Genomic DNA, 15,897 nt, shown 5'->3' with positions numbered 1-15,897 from the left:
CCGGCTTTTCGCTCCACAAGGAGACGTGCATGGGCTGGGTGGGGGAAGAACCCTTCGCCGCGTTCGGGCTGACCGGTGTCCCCGGCACGGAAGCCTTCTGGGCCGGCGCGCGTACGCCCGCGTCGGTACCGGACGGCGACGGCTGGGTGACCCTGTTCCTCCGGCGCGGGGCCGAGGCGGCGACCCTCGGCTTCGAGAGCTGGTCGGAGCCGGTGCCGCTGCGCCGGTGGGGTGCCACCGACTGCTGGTACGCCCAGGTGCGCATGCCCGCGCGGCTGCGGGTGACGTACCGGTTCCTGGTGGGCGGCGCGGCGTACGCCGATCCGTTCAATCCGGCCGGTGCGGGCGGTGGCCGGTCCGTCGCCGCGACCCCGGACGCGCCGCCCCAGCCGCACTGGCCCGCGGTCGGCGCCCACGACGTCCTGCCCCTCCCCCGCACCCGGCTGCGCTGGGCGAGCGAGCGGCTCGGTGGCCGGCGTACCGTGCGGGTCCACGCGGTGGGCGGGGGCGGACCGGTGGTGCTGCTGCTCGACGGGGACGACTGGCTCCACCTGCATCCGGCGGCGACCGCGTTCGACTCGGCCGCGGCGAGCGGCGAGATGCCGCCGGTCACGCTCGTGTTCCTCCCCGCCAAGGACCGCGGGGCCGAGTTCGGGTGCCGGCCCGCGCTGTGGGAGGCGGTGCGGGACGAACTGCTGCCCCTCGTGGCGCAGAGCGGTGTGCCCGCCGACCGGGACCGGCTCGTGGTGGCGGGGCAGAGCCTGGGCGGACTGAGCGCGCTGTACGCCGCGCTGGAGTTCCCCGGCCTGGTGTCGCGGGTCGCCTGCCAGTCGCCGTCGCTGTGGTGGTCGCCGGAGGCCGCGGACCTGGCGGACCCGCTGGGCGGCCCGGTCGGTGGCGCCCTCGCGGCGCGCCTGCGCGGGCGGCCGGATCTGTCCGGGCTGCGGGTCGCCTTCGACCTGGGCGAGCACGAGACGCGCATGCTCGCGCACTGCGGCCTGGTGGAGGACCTCACCGCCCGGGCGGGTGCGACGGTGCGGGTCTCCCGTTCGGCGTCGGGCCACGACCGGGCGGGCTGGCGGCACGCGCTGCTCCGGGACGTGGCCTGGGCGCTGGCATAGGACCTTGTCGACACGTCGGGTGGGCGGCGGACGCCGCCCACCCTCGGCACCGGGACGTCCTCAGCTCTGGGGACGCCTGCCGTGGTTGGCGCCGTTCTTGCGGCGGGCCTTCTTCTTGCGACGTCGTTTCGAGGACATCGGAACCTCCTTGCTGCTCGTGTTCACGCGCTTTGCACCGGATTGTCACCACCGGTGATCACAGAGCCCCTTTCCTGTCGGCGCCGGAGCAAACATCCGGCACAGAAGTACGTGGTCGTGATCAACCGGTCACCGCCCGGTCAGCCGGTCGCCTGGTCGCCCGGTCACCGCTGGTCGCCGCTGGTCACCTGGTCGCCCGGTCGCCCGGTCACCGGGTCACCGCCTGGCGGTACTCCTCGCGGGTGGCCAGGAGGTTGCGGTGCGTGTCCTCGGCGGTGACGACGCCGTCGTCCAGGACGAGGACCCGGTCGGCGGCGTCCAGCAGGGCGGGGCTGCTGGTGATGACCAGGGTGGTGCGGCCCCGGCGCAGCTTGGCCACGCCCCGCGCGATGAGCTGTTCGGTGACCGCGTCCACGGCCGTCGTCGGGTCGCGCAGCACCAGCACGTCGGTGTCGGCGGCGAGCGCGCGGGCCAGGGAGAGCCGCTGGCGCTGGCCCCCGGAGAGGTTCGCGCCCCGGTCACGGACGGGGTGGTCGAGCCCCTCGCGGTGCAGGGCGACGACGTCGGTCAGCATCGACGCCTCGACGGCCGCGGCGACCGTCCCGCTGGTGCCCGACGGGTCGATGTTCGTGCGGAGCGTGCCCGCGAAGATCTCCCCGTCGTACGGGTTGACCAGCAGACGCTCACGGACCGCCTCGACCGACAGGTCCGCGAAATCCCGGCCGCCGACCCGCACCGCTCCCTCGTACGCGTGGGGCGGGACGCGCAGCGCCAGGACCGAGGCGAGGTCGGCCGCCGCGCGCGGCTGGTGGGCGACGACGGCCACGAACTCGCCGGCGGCCACCCGGAACCTCACCTTGCGCAGGGCTCCGTGCCGGACGCAGTCGACCTCCAGGTCCGCGCCCGCGGCCGGGCGGCCCGTGCCCGGCGTCTTCACCGGGGGCGCGGTCAGCACCAGCGCCATCCGCTCGGCCGATGCCCGCGCGATCATCACGTACCTGGGCATCTCCGAGAACAGCTTCAGCGGCTCCATGATGAACTGCGCCAGCCCGACGGCCATGACGAGTTCGCCGATGCCGATGAGGCCGTCGAAGGCCAGCCGGCCGGCTGTGAGGGTCACGGCGGCGGCGAGGACGGCGTTGAGCGCGAGCGCGGTGCCCGCGTAGACGCCGTTGACGCGGGCGACGGTGACGGACTGGTGTTCCGCCTCGGTGCTGACCTCGCGGTAGGAGCGGAACGCCGCGTGGTTGCCGCCGAAGCCGTGCAGCGGGCGCAGGCCGATGATGAGGTCGGCGACCTTGGCGCCCGCCCGGGCCACCCGGGCCTGCTGCTCGCGGGTGCTGGAGCCGATGCGTCTGGACATCACGCTGAGGACCGACAGGATCGCGACGGTTCCGACGATGACGAGCAGCCCGAGGCGGATGTCGGCCAGCCCCAGCGCGACCGCCGCGATCAGCACCGCCACCAGTGAGCTGATCAGCAGCGGTACCACCTCGATGATGTCGGCGGTCTGGTCGGCGTCCTCGGTGGCGATGGTCAGCACCTCGCCGGACTTGAGGCCGACGTTCCCGGGCACCGGCCGGAGTCCGCAGCCCGCGACCCGGACCCGCCAGCGGTGCGCCTCGGTGGTGTTGGCCTTCTGGAGGATGCGCATCCCGAACCGCCACGACAGCGAGACGGTCGTGATGATCACGGCCAGCGCGGCGATGGAGACACCGAGCGAACCGAGGCCGCGGTCCCGCATCGTGTGTTCGACGATCAGGCCGAGCGCGATGGGGAAGGCGGTCTCACCCGCCTGGTAGAGGCCCATGAGCACGGTGCCCCAGACCATCGCGCCGACGTTGCGCCGCAGGGCGGTACGGAGGATGTCGGACCCCGCGCGGGGCCGCTGGGTGTCAGGAGTTGTCATCGAGGTGACGGGCAATCGCTTCCGGGGTTCGCAGGGTGAACAGATCACGGATCGTGATCACTGGACCGTGCTCCCCGCGGAGCAGCCCGGTCAGCCGCACCGCCAGCATGGAGTGCCCGCCGAGGGCCACGAAGTCGCTCACCGCGCTCACCTCGTCGTCGTCCAGGTCGAGGGCCTCGGCGAAGAGCGCGCACACCGCCGTCTCGGTCTCCGTCCGCGGGCCGCGCTCCCCCGCGGTGCGCAGCGCGCCCAGCGGCTTGGCCTCCGGCAGGGCCCCGGTGTCGGCCTTCCCGTTCACGGTCAGCGGGATGCCGTCGACCTGGGCGTAGTGCGTGGGGCGGAGGAAGTCCGGCAGCCCGGCGCCCACTTCGGTGGCGACCTCGGCCAGGTCGGCTCCGTCCAGCACCAGATGGGCGGCCAGCCGGTACGCGCCGTCGACCCGCGGGTCGGGCTGGGCGACGGCGGCGACGAACCGCACCGCCGGGTGCGCGGCGAACGCGGCCTCGACCTCGCCGAGTTCGACCCGGTGGCCGCGGATCTTGACCTGCTGGTCGGTACGGCCGAGGTACATCAGGTTGCCGTCGGGCCGCCGCACCACCAGGTCCCCGGTGCGGTACATGCGCTCGCCCGGCGCGCCGAACGGACACGCGACGAAGCGGTGCGCGGTCTGGGCGGGCTGCCCGAGGTAGCCGCGGGCGATGCCGATGCCCGCGACGTACAACTCGCCGGGGACGCCGTCGGGCAGGGGCCGCAGCCACGGATCCAGCACGTACACGTCCGTGTTGTCGATCGCCACCCCCACCACCGGGTCCTCGCACTCGAAGGTGCCGACGCCGAGGGTGTTGATGGTGTACTCGGTGGGCCCGTACAGGTTGTAGCCGACGGTGCCCTCGGTCCCGGCCAGCCGCCGCCACAGGGCGGGAGTGACGGCCTCCCCGCCGAGCAGCACCAGCGCGGGCCGGCGGTCCGGGTCGTCGAGCAGGCCCTCGGCCACCAGTTGCTGCGCGTAGGTGGGAGTGACGTTGACGACGTCGATGCCGTGCTCCAGGCAGTAGTCGACCAGCCCGGGCGCGTCGCGGCGCAGTTCCTCGTCGCAGATGTGCACTTCGTGGCCGTCGGCGAGCCACAGCAGTTCCTCCCAGGACATGTCGAAGGCGAACGACACGGTGTGGGCGACGCGGAAGGTCCGGTGACCGTGCTCCGCCAGGACCGGTTCGAAGATCCGGCGCCGGTGGTTGACCAGCATGTTGGTGAGTCCGGCGTACTCGGTCACCACCCCCTTGGGCCGACCGGTCGAGCCGGAGGTGTAGATCGTGTACGCGGGGTGCCGCAGCCGGTCCGGGTCGCCCGGCGTGAAGGTCACGAACGGTTCGGCCTCGGGCAGCGGGCGGTCCAGTTCGATCAGGTCGCCGGTGAGCCGGTGCGACACGGCACTGACGGTGAGCACCGTCTCCGGGCGGGCGTCCGCGACGATCGCCCTGAGCCGTTCGTCCGGGTGGTCCAGCTCCAGCGGCACGTAGGCGGCGCCGACGCGCAGTACGGCGAAGAGGGCCACGACCGAGTCGAGGGAGCGCGGGAGCGCGAGGCCCACCGCCGCCTCGGGGCCGATGCCGCGCCGGGCGAGTACACCCGCCACCGCCCGGCTGCGGTCCCGCAGTTCGGCGAAGGTCATGGCCGAGCCATGGGCGACGAGTGCCACCCGCCCCGGCTCACGGTCCGCCGCGCGGTCGAAGCGGTCCACCACGGTGTCCGTGCCGATGTCGGTGCGTTCGGCGGGCTCGGGCTCGGGACCCGGGCCCGGGAGGGCGCCGAGCGGGCCGGTGGAGCGGGCCAGGTCGTCGAGCACACGCAGGTAGTCGTCGACGAGACGCCGGGCGTTCCCGGTGTCGTGGTCGCGGTACTCCAGTTTGACGGTGAGCCGGTCGCCGGGGGTGACCACCCAGGTGAACGGGTAGTGGGTGGAGTCGTCGGCCAGGACCGAGGTGATCCCGTGCCTGGCGTTCAGCTCGGCGAAGGCGTCCGGGTCCAGGAAGTTCTGCAGGACGAACAGATTGTCGAACAGTGTGGCGTGGCCACTGGCCCGCTGGATCTCGCCGAGACCGAGATGCTCGTGTTCCATGGCCTCGACCCTGGCCGCCTGTACGGACGTCAGGTAGGCGCGGACCGTGTCGTGCGGCCGGGCCCGCGTCCACATGGGCACGGTGTTGAGCAGTACGCCGACGACGTCGGCCAGCCCTTCGCCCTCCCGGCCGGAGACGGTCACGCCGAACACGGCGTCACCGCGGCCGGTGCGTGCGCCGAGGAGGAGTCCGAACGCGCCGGTCAGCACGGAGTTCAGTGTGACTCCGTGTGTCCTGGCCGCCGCCCGCAGCGCGTCCGACTGTTCGGCGGTCAGGGTGTGCACGAGCGCGCCGGGCAGACCGTCGGGGAGGGAGGGCGCCGGTCCGGCGAGCAGAGTCGGGCCTGACAGGCCGGACAGGTGTCCGGCCCAGAAGCGTTCCGACTCGGCCGGGTCCATGGCGGCGAGAGCCCGGGCGTGGTCCTCGAAGCCCGGTGTGGCCGGCACCGCGTCGAGGGGCGCGCCCCCGAGCACGGCCCGGTAGGCGGCGAACAGATCGCGCAGCACGATCTCCCGCGACCAGCCGTCCCACAGCAGCAGGTGGTAGCTCAGCAGCAGGCCGTCGCGGTCGCCGGGCAGGCGCACCACGGTCAGCCGGATCAGCGGCGGCTCACCCGGGTCGAAACCCCTCTCCCGGTCCTCGGACCGCAGGGCCTCGGCCTCCTCGTCCGTCGCCACCTCGACGGTGCGGACGCCGACCCGCCGGCCGGCGGTGAGGACCTGGACGGGGTTGCCGTCCTCGTCCACGGTGAAGCCCGCTCCCACGGCCGGGTGCCGTGCGATCACGTATGCCATCGCCTCGGACAGGGCGTCGGAGTCCAGGCGCCGTTCGAAGGTGAAGTAGCTCTGGGCGACGTAGTGCCCGGCCGGGCCCGTCATCTGTGCCTGGAAGTACAGACCCCGTTGGAGGGGTGTGACGGGTGCCGTGCGCTCGGCCGTCGCGGCGGCGTCCGCGATCTGTCCCAGGGCGCGGTGCCAGTGTCCGGTGATCTCGTCGGGGACGCCCTCGGCGAGGGTGAAGGCCGCGTGCAGCCTGCCGGTGGCCGCGTCGGTCCACGCGTTCACCTCGACGGCGTACGGGCCGGCCAGGTCGCCACCGGTGAGGCGCAGCGCCTCGGACTCGGCGCCCCGGCCCAGGTAGTTGAACAGTACCTGTGGGCGGGCGGCGAGCAGCGGGGCGGTCTGCGGGTTGAGGTACCTGAGCGCGCCGTAGGCGACGTGCGCGCGCTCGTCCGGCAGGCGTGCGGCGGCCTCGCGCGCCGCGGCGACGGGGTCGGTGTGCGGGGTGAGCCGTACGGGCGCGACGGAGGTGAACCAGCCGACCGTGCGGGTGTAGTCGTGGTGCTCCAGGGCCGGGACCCTGCCGTGCCGCTCCAGCTCGATCGCCAGATCGGTGGGCGACGGCTGGACGCGGGTCAGCGCGGTGCGCAACGCGCCGCACAGCAGTTCGGTGAGACCAAGGCCCAGTGCGGCGGGTGCGGTACGGGTCACGCGGTCGCTCAGGTCGGGTGCGAGTACGACCGTCCTCTCGCGCGGGTTCGCGGCGGCGGGCAGCGGTGCGGGGGCCCGGAGGGTGGTGATCCAGTGTTCTAGGCCGCCGGTCGCCTGCGTGGTGTGGCACGTCAGCGCCTCGGCGTACTCGGCGTAGGACGTGGTCGGGGGTGCCGGGGCCGCCCCGCGCATCGCGTCGGTCAGGTCGTCCAGGAGGATCAGCCAGGACACGGCGTCGACGGCGAGATGGTGCGCGGTGACCACGAGGGTCCGGCTCTCCTCCAGCCACGTGAAGGCGATGACCGCGCCGGTCACGGGGTCGAGCCGTCCGGCCGCCTCGTCGGCGGCACGCGTCGTGTCGGTTCCCTCCGCGCGGGCGACCGTGACCTCGCCTGCGGGTTCCGTGGCGAGCGACCAGACACCGTGCTCGACGCGCAGTCGCAGCCGCAGCGCCGGGTGAGCGTCCACGACGGCGCGCGCGGCCCGCTCCGCGTCCGCGAAGCCGGTCCCTTCGGGTGCCACCAGTGCCCGGGCCTGGGCGAACCGGGCGAGCGATCCGCCCAGTTCCCGCTGGCGCAGGATGATCGGTGTGGGCGGCAGCGGGCCGTCCTCGTGGCGGGCGGGTTCGGGGGCCTGCGGCCGGGGGGCGCGCGCGCCCAGGTGCTCGGCGAGTGCGCGGGGGGTCCGGAGCAGGAACACGTCGCGGGGTGCGACGGGCAGGCCGAGCGCCCTGGCCCGGTTGATGACGGTGATGGCGACGATGCTGTCGCCGCCGGCGGTGAAGAAGTCGGTGTCGGCGTCCGGGGCGGAGCCGGGCAGCGTCTCGGCGAAGAGGCCGACGAGTGCGGCGAGCACGGAGTCGTTCACGTTCGACGCGCCCCTCGCGGGCGGTGTCGGCCCGGCGGGCCCGGTCAGCGCCCCGCGGTCCAGCTTGCCGTTGACCGTCAGCGGCAGGGCGTCCACGGGCAGCACCCGGCCCGGCACCATGTGCGCCGGCAGCTTCGCCGACAGCAGCGCGGTGAGGTCCCCAGGCACCCGGCCCACGACGTGCGCGACCAGGTGGTCGTCGCTGTCCGCCACCGTGACGGCGACGTCCACCACGCCGTCGAGGTCCCGGATCGCGGACTCCACCTCGCCCGGCTCGATACGGAATCCCTTGAGCTGCACCTGGTCGTCGACGCGGCCGGCGAACTCCAGCTCGCCGCCGGGCGTGCGGCGGGCCAGGTCGCCCGTGTGGTACATGCGGGAACCGTCGGTGGTGAACGGGTCGGCCACGAACCTGCCCGCGGTGAGCCCCGGCCTGCCCAGGTAGCCGAGCGACACCTGGTCTCCGGCGACGTAGACGGCGCCCACCCGGCCCGGCGGGACCGGACGGAGCCGGTCGTCGAGCAGGTGGGTGACGAGGCCGGGGACCGGGCCGCCGATCGGGCGGGCGGCGGCGCCGGGAGCGAAGTCGGCGCCGGTCAGCACCCGGTGGGTGACGTGGACGGTGGTCTCGGTGATGCCGTACATGTTGACCAGCTCGGGCGAGTCGGTGCCGTGCCGCTCGACCCAGCCGCGCAGCCGCCCGAGGTCCAGCTCCTCGCCCCCGAAGATGATCCGGCGCAGCGCGGGCAGCGGCTCGCCGGCGTGCCGGTCGGCCTCGATGAACCGGTAGAACGCCGACGGGGTCTGGTTGAGCACGGTCACCCCGCGCTCGCGGACCAGCCGGTGGAAGTCGACCGGGGAGCGGGTCAGCGCGTACTCCGGCACGAGCAGCTCACCGCCGTGCGCGAGCGCGCCCCACAGCTCCCAGACGGCGAAGTCGAAGGAGAAGGAGTGGAACTGGACCCACACGTCGTCGGGTCCGAAGCCCATGGCGGGCCGGGTGCTGGCGAGCAGCGTCACCACGCTGGAGTGCGGTACGACGACGCCCTTGGGCCGGCCGGTCGAGCCGGACGTGTAGATCACGTACGCGGGGTCGTGCAGGCCGGGCCCGGGCCCGGGGTCCGCGGTGCCGGGCGGCCGCTCGTCCCCCGGTACGAGCACGCGGGCCGGGACGCCCGCCCGGGCCAGCAGTCGCGTGAGCCGGTCGCGCTGCTCCGGATGCACGAGGACGACGTGCGGGGCGGAGTCTGCGAGGACGTACTCCAGGCGCTCGTCCGGGTATGCCAGGTCCAGTGGTACGTACGCGCCGCCCGCGCGGACGACGGCCACCAGGGCGACGACCTGCTCGACGGAGCGGGGTACGGCCACGGCGACGCGTCGGCCGGGGCGGACACCGGCCGCGCGCAAGGCGGCGGCCAACTCGTCCCTGGCACACGCCAGCTCGCCGTAGGTCAGGGACCGTAAAGCGCCGTCGAGACCGCACTGGGTGACGGCGGCGGCGTCCGGGTGGCGACGCGCCGCGGCGTCGAACAGTTCGCCCAGGGTGGCGGGGACGATCGGCCCGACGTGCCCCACTGCCCCGGACGCCAGCTCGTCGACGGGGGCGTCCGGACGGGTGAGCAGGGCGGTGAGGTTCCGGGTGAACGTACGCAGGATCTCCCGGGCGTCGGTCTCCCGCCGCAGTGCGGCGTCGTAGACCAGGTCGAAGCGCGGACGGCCGCCGGGCGTGCGTTCCACCACCAGCGTGAGCGGATAGTGCGGGGCGCCCTCGTTGGCGATGTCCGTGATCACGAGCGTGTCGCCGGGTCGCCGCAGACCGCCCGCGTCGGTCGCCACGTCGAACACCACCAGGGTGTCGAAGAGCGCACCGGCACCGGCCCGGCGGGCGATCCTCGCCAGCGAGACGTGCTGGTACGGCAGTACCGCGCTCTGGTGCGCCCTGACCGAGGCGAGCAGTTCGCGCGCGGTCGTGGTGGTGGACCAGCGGGCGCGCAGGGGGATCGTGTTGATGAACAGGCCCACCATGTCCTCGATGCCGGGCACGTCGGCGTCGCGCCCGGACACCGTGGAACCGAAGACGACGTCGTCGCTGTGCAGGATGCCGCCCAGCGTGAGGGCCCAGGCGCTGTGCACGGCGACGCTCAGCGGCACACCGGCCGACCGGGCTGCCGCCTCGACGTCGGTCTCCGCCGCCACGGCGGTGTCGGCGAACCGGTCGGAGGGGGTGTGCCCCTCGGCGACCAGCGAGGCGCCGGGGAGTTCGGCCAGCTGCTCGTCCCAGACCCGGTCGCTCGCCGCTTCGTCGCGTCCGGCGAGCAGGCGTACGTGGGCGGGGAAGCCGCCGAGCGCGTACCCGCAGCCCGGCGTGTGGTACTCGTCCAGCAGGGTGCGCAGCATGCGCGGCACCGACCAGCCGTCGGCGATGATGTGGTGCACCGTCTGCACCAGGACGTGCCGGCCGGCTCCCGCGCGGATCAGTGTGTACCGCATCAGCGGGCCGGTGGCCAGGTCGAACCCGGCGCGGCGGTCGCCCTCGGCGAGGGAGCGGATCTCGTCGTCGGCGATGCCGGGGCGGTCGAGCGTGATGAAGGGCGCCTCGACCCCGCTCTCCAGGACGGAGACCACACGGCCGTCGGCCAGGGCCACGAAGCGGGCGGCCAGGTTCGGGTGCAGGGCCAGCAGGCGGGTGGCCGCCGTCGCGAGCCGGCCGGTGTCCACCTCGCCCTCCAGTGTCAGCAGTTGCTGCTCGACGTAGCTGCCGGTGGCCTCGTCGTCGTAGACCGAGTGGAAGTACAGGCCCTCCTGCATCGGGGTCAGTGGGAGGATGTCCCGCAGCGCCGGGCCGTCCAGGGTGTCGACGTCGGCCTGGGTGAGGGACAGTGGGCGGAAGTCGCTCGGCGAGTGGCCGCCCCGATCGAGCGCGGCCAGCCCGGTCAGGGCTTCCCGGTAGTAGGTGCCGAGTGTCGTGATGTCCGCTTCGGTGAACACGCCGTCGGGCCAGGACAGGGCGGTGACCAGCTCGTACTCGCCGGTGTGGGCGGGTTCGGCGATCGCGTTGAACTCCAGGGCGCGGGGCAGGCGCATTGCCGGGTCGCGCTTCTCGCCCAGCCGGCCTGTGGCGTGCGTCAGTTGCCAGTCCCCCGACGCTCCGGCGTCGAAGCGTCCCAGGTAGTTGAAGAGCACCTGGGGTGCGGGTGCGTCGAAGGCGACCCGGGCCAGATGGCGCAGGGCGCCGTAGGAGACGCCGTTGTCCGGTACGCGTGCGAGGTCCTCCTTGACCGCCTTGAGTGCGGCGGCCAGGTACTCGGGCGCGGTGGGGTCGGGGGCCGTGCCGGGGTCGACGGTCACCGGGAAGAGGGTGGTGAACCAGCCCACGGTCCGCGACAGTTCCGGCTCGAATCCGGCGGACGGCGCCACGAACGGTGCCTCACGGCCGTGGCCCTCGAGTTCGATGTGCGCGAAGGTCTGGTGCCGGCCGAGGTCGCGTCGCCATCGGGCGAGGGCGACGGCGAGCGCGGTCACCAGTACGTCGTTGACGCCCGCGTGGAACCTCGCGGGTGTTGCGCCGAGAAGCGCGGCCGTGGTGCGGGCGTCGGCGCAGACGGTCCGTGTCCGCTCGCGTGCCACGGTGTCGTTCTCGGACAGGGCGCGTCTGCCCAGCGGTTCGTCCGGTCCCGGCAGGGGGCGCCGGAAGTAGGCGCTGTCCGCGTCGAACGCCGCGCGCTCCAGCAACTGGGTCCAGCGGCGGAACGACGTGCCCACCTCGGGGAGCTCGACCGGTTCGCCCGAGGTGAACCGCCGCCATGCCGTGGCCAGGTCCTCCGTCAGGATGCGCCAGGATACGCCGTCGATCACCAAGTGGTGCACGACCACGACCAGTTGACGTGCCGCACGGCGCCAGACGGCGCGCAGCATCGTGCCGTCCGCCGGGTCCAGTCCTTCGGTGGCGAGGGCGACGCACTCGTCGAGTGGCCGGTCGCTCTCCCGCCAGAGGGCGGCGGCCGGGTCCGCGTCCGGGATGTCGAAGCTCCAGCGGTCGCCGCGGACCAGTCTGGCGCGCAGCATGGCATGTCTGCGGACGACGGCGGCGAGGACCGCGTCGAGGGCGTCGGCGGTCAGGTCCGCCGGGGTGTTCAGCACGACCGACTGCACGAAGCCGTCGATCGCGTCCGTGGTCTCGCCGAGCCACTGCACCACGGGCGGGCCCACGACGGAGCCGGTCGCGACGTCGCGGTGGTCCGCGGTCGCGGTGTCCTCGCGGCTCGCCACCGCCGCCAGCGCCCCCAACGTACTGTGGGTGAAGATCTGCCGTGCGGTGACGTAGAGCCCGGCCTCGCGCAGCGCGCTCAGCAGCGAGATGGCCAGAATGCTGTCGCCGCCGAGCTGGAAGAAGTCCTGGTCGACCCCGACCCGGTCCAGTCGGAGCAGCGCCGCGACCGCCGTGCACACCGCGCGCTCCTCGTCGGTCGTGGGCGGGACGACCGAGGCGGTGCCGGTCACGGGTTCGGGCAGCGCGTTCCGGTCGAGCTTGCCGTTCGCGGTGAGCGGGAACCGGGTCATCACGACGACGTGGGTGGGCACCATGTACTCCACCATGTGCTCGCCGGCCCACGCCTTGACCTCGTCCCCCCGCAGGTCCTCGCGGCCGGCGGCCGGGATCACGTACCCCACCAGATAGACGCCGCCCACCGTGTTCTTCCTGGCGACGACGCAGGTGTGGCGCACTCCGGGGTGCTCCGCGAGGCCGGCCTCGACGTCCTCGATCTCCAGGCGCATGCCGCGGATCTTGATCTGGTTGTCCGCGCGGCCGAGGAAGTCGAGGGAGCCGTCGGGGGCGTAGCGCGCGAGGTCACCGGTCCGGTACAGCCTGGACCCGTCGTTCGCGAAGGGGTCGGCCACGAAGCGGGAGGCGGTGAGACCCGGGGCGTTGACGTAGCCGCGGCCCAGCAGGAGGCCTCCCGCGTACAGTTCGCCGCCGACGCCGACCGGCACCGGGCGCAGTTCGTCGTCCAGGACGTACAGCCGGGTGTTGGGGTTGGCCCTGCCGATCGACGTCGACAGGCGCTCCGCCGCGCCCCGGTAGATGACGTGCGAGACACCGATCGTCGTCTCGGCCGGGCCGTAGCCGTGGTACAGGGGGATGTCGAGCCGGGTGCGGAAGCGCTCGTACAGCTCGGGGGTGAGCACCTCGCCGCCGCACCAGACGTGCCGCAGGCTGTCGAGGCTGCCCGATTCGCCCGCCATCTCCAGCAGTACGTCCAGCATGGACGACACCAGGTACGTGAAGGTGACGCGCTGCTCGGCGATCACGCTCAGCAGGTGGTGCGGGTCGCGTTCGCCGCCGGGCCGCAGGACCACGAGTCTGCCGCCGCTGACGAGGGGCAGGAAGATCTCGTTGAGTGAGATGTCGAAGGACAGCGGCGCCTTGAACAGCGAGGCGTCGTCGTGACCGAAGCCGAGGATCTCGTGGATCTGCCACAGCAGGCGCTCGCTGATCGCCTCGTGCCTGATCATGGCGCCCTTGGGCCGCCCGGTCGAACCGGAGGTGAAGATCACGTACGCGAGGGCGTCGCCGGGGACGGCGGCGTCGGCGCCCTCGGTGGGGTGGGCGCCGAACCGCCAGTCGCCGAGGTCCACGGCCACGGCTTCCGGTTCGCCCGGGGGGTGCCCGCCCGAGCGGTTGAGCTGTACGACGATCCGGGCGTCCTCGATGACGACGGCCCGGCGCTCGGCGGGCCAGTGCGGATCCAGGGGGACGAACGCGCCGCCCGCCCGGAGGACAGCGAGCAGCCCGATCACCATGTCGGCGGAGCGTTCCAGGGAGATGCCGACGACCTGTTCGGCCGTCAGTCCGCGTTGGATCAGGTGCCGGGCCAACTGGGCGGACGCTTCGTCGGCCTGACGGTAGGTCAGCGTGCGCCGGTCGTCGGTCACGGCCACGGCGTCGGGCCTGGCGCGTGCCTGTTCGCGGAACATCTCCGCCAGGGTGGGGCGCTCCCGGCCCGCGTCGGTGTCGTTCCACCCGGCCAGCTGCTCCAGGCGTGCCGCCGGGCCGCAGGGGCTGATGGTGCCGAGGGGCCGGTCCGGGAAGTCGGCCAGGTCGTCGAGCGCGAGCTGCGCGTCCCGCGGTACGACGCCGTCCGGGAGGGCGATGCTTCGGCCCTCCGCGCCGATGCTCCAGCCGCCGGGCGCGGTACCGCCGTTGCCGGCCCAGCCGAGCACCTCGGTGAACTGGGTGCCCGGGGTGAGGTCGAGGCCCGCGGGGCTGTGGCCCGAGGCCCAGTACGACAGCCCGACGGCGCACGCCTCGGTGATGGCCCGGTCGGAGAAGTCGCCGGTGCGCCGCCGTATGCCGGCCAGGTGTCCGGGAGAAAGCCGTACGAGAGAAGCGGTCGGTTCCATCATCGAAGACTCAACGCCCCTTCCAGGGAATGAAGGCAGGCTAACCTAACTTAGGCATACCTAACTACCCTCCCGCCAGGCTTGCCACAGTCGCGCGTAGCGCCCGCCCAGCGTCACCAACTCCTCGTGCGTGCCCTCCTCCACGACCCGCCCGGCGTCCAGGACGGCGATCCGGTCCGCCGCCATCGCCTGGGTCAGGCGGTGCGCCACGAACAGCGTGGTCCGGCCCGCGCACGCGGCCAGCACGGCCCGTTCCAGCTCGGCGGCCCCCTCGCTGCCCGCCTCGGCGGTCGACTCGTCCAGCACCACCACCGGCGCCCGGCCGAGCACCAGCCGGGCCAGCGCGATCTGCGCGACCTTGGTCCCGTCGAGACGCTCGCCGCCCTCACCGACCGGGGTGTCCAGCCCGTCGGGCAGGGTGTCGACCCACGTGCCGGCGCCGACGGTGCGCAGGGCGTCCAGGACTTCGGCGTCGGTCGCCCCCGGCGCGGCCAGCCTCAGGTCCTCGGCGAGCGGCCCGGAGAACACGTGCGTCTCCTGGGTCAGGATGCTCACCAGCGCCCGCGCCCCGGCCTCGTCCAGTCCGGCCAGGTCGGCCGTCCCGACGCTCACCGATCCCGCCTGCGGGGTTCCGATGCCCGCGATCAGCGCGGCGAGGGTCGTCTTGCCCGCGCCCGTCGCCCCCACCAGCGCGAGCGAACCACCCGCCGGGATCGTCAGGTCCACGTCCCTGAGGACCGGCTCCTCGGCGCCCGGGTAGGCGAAGGTCAGCCCCCGCACCGTCACCGGGCACGGTCCGGACGCCGCCGGCGCGACGGACTCGTCGCCCACCAGTCGGTCCTCCGCGTCCTCCCCCAGCACGCCGACCAGGCGGGTCAGGCTCGCGCCCGACTTCTGCGCCTCGTCGAAGGTGAACATGATGGCGCCCAGCGGGGTGAACAGCCGGTGGAACAGCAGTGGGGCCGCCGACACCTCGCCCAGGGTGGCCGCGTCCGCCTCCAGCAGGGCATAGCCCACCACGAGGATGAGGCTCAGCCCGACGAACTCCGCGCGGTTCTCCCTGGCGACGAACCGGCCGAAGAACCGGAACACCTCGACACCGAGGTCGCGTACCCGCCACGACGCACGGGTGACCCGCTCGCGGAAGGCGTCCTCGAGCCGGTACGCGCGTACCGTGTCGATGCCGTTCAGACCGCTGATCAGTGCCTGCGCGCGGTCGGCCTGGGCCACCCGCTGCCTCTGGTACAGCGGTGCGGACCTCGGCAGATACCAGCGCAGGGCCAGCGCGTACGCGGGCAGCGCGCCGGCGCCCGCCAGGCCGAGCCGCCAGTCGAGACCGAACATGCCGGCCGTGGCGATGACGACGAGGACTCCGGCCGACAACACCGTGGGAACGGCCGTGCGGATGCCCTTGGAGATCACGGCGACGTCGTCGCCGACCCTGGACAGCACGTCGCCGCGGCCGACCTGTTCGACGCGTGCGCCGGGCATGCCCAGTACCGCGCGGACGACGCCTTCCCGCAGGCGGGCGAGCAGGTCGGCGCCCAGCCGCCCGACCAGGTACGTCGACACCGCGGTCGTCGCCGCGCCGAACAGCGCGGCGCCGGCCATCAGGGCCCCGACCGTGACCAGGACCGACCGCGACCCGCCCTCGGTCACCGCGTCGACCACTCGGCCGAGCAGCAGTACCGGGAGCACCTGGAGCGCCGCTCCCGCCACTGTGGTGAGCACCGTGGCGAGCGTCAGCCACGGCACGTCGCGGCAGTGGGCCGCGACCCATCGGCCGGCCTCGCGTCCGGTCGCCGTACGCAGGGCGGCCGGGGCGACGCGGGTGTCGGTGACGCTCACAC

General features: G+C 73.6%; 5 protein-coding genes. 1 reads left to right on the top strand and 4 read right to left on the bottom strand.

Features of this window, described 5'->3' with window-relative positions:
* Positions 1–29: 29 nt before the first annotated feature.
* Positions 30–1,121, top strand: a complete 1,092-nt coding sequence (locus tag ACGFYH_RS11875; RefSeq protein WP_393802980.1) for an alpha/beta hydrolase-fold protein — start codon at positions 30–32, stop codon at positions 1,119–1,121.
* Positions 1,122–1,181: 60 nt separating this feature from the next.
* On the opposite strand, the gene ACGFYH_RS11870 is transcribed toward ACGFYH_RS11875, so the two are convergent.
* The 4 genes from ACGFYH_RS11870 to ACGFYH_RS11855 form a co-directional block, all read right to left on the bottom strand.
* Positions 1,182–1,259 carry a 50S ribosomal protein bL37 gene (locus ACGFYH_RS11870; protein WP_372486533.1) on the bottom strand — a complete coding sequence of 26 codons (78 nt, stop codon included), beginning with the start codon at positions 1,257–1,259 and terminating at the stop codon, positions 1,182–1,184.
* 208 nt (positions 1,260–1,467) lie between these two features.
* The gene (locus ACGFYH_RS11865; protein ID WP_393802979.1) at positions 1,468–3,168 is read right to left on the bottom strand and encodes an ABC transporter ATP-binding protein; all 1,701 of its coding nucleotides are present in this window, start codon (positions 3,166–3,168) and stop codon (positions 1,468–1,470) included.
* The gene (locus tag ACGFYH_RS11860; protein WP_393802978.1) at positions 3,155–14,050 is read right to left on the bottom strand and encodes an amino acid adenylation domain-containing protein; all 10,896 of its coding nucleotides are present in this window, start codon (positions 14,048–14,050) and stop codon (positions 3,155–3,157) included. The genes ACGFYH_RS11865 and ACGFYH_RS11860 overlap by 14 nt, the downstream gene beginning before the upstream one ends.
* Before the next feature lie 57 nt (positions 14,051–14,107).
* Complete coding sequence (locus ACGFYH_RS11855; RefSeq protein ID WP_393802977.1) at positions 14,108–15,895, bottom strand: ABC transporter ATP-binding protein; 1,788 nt, start codon at positions 15,893–15,895, stop codon at positions 14,108–14,110.
* Positions 15,896–15,897: the final 2 nt, after the last annotated feature.

Source organism: Streptomyces sp. NPDC048392 (genome assembly GCF_043200575.1).
Taxonomy (GTDB): domain Bacteria; phylum Actinomycetota; class Actinomycetes; order Streptomycetales; family Streptomycetaceae; genus Streptomyces.
This window is presented reverse-complemented; position numbering and strand designations above follow the sequence as displayed.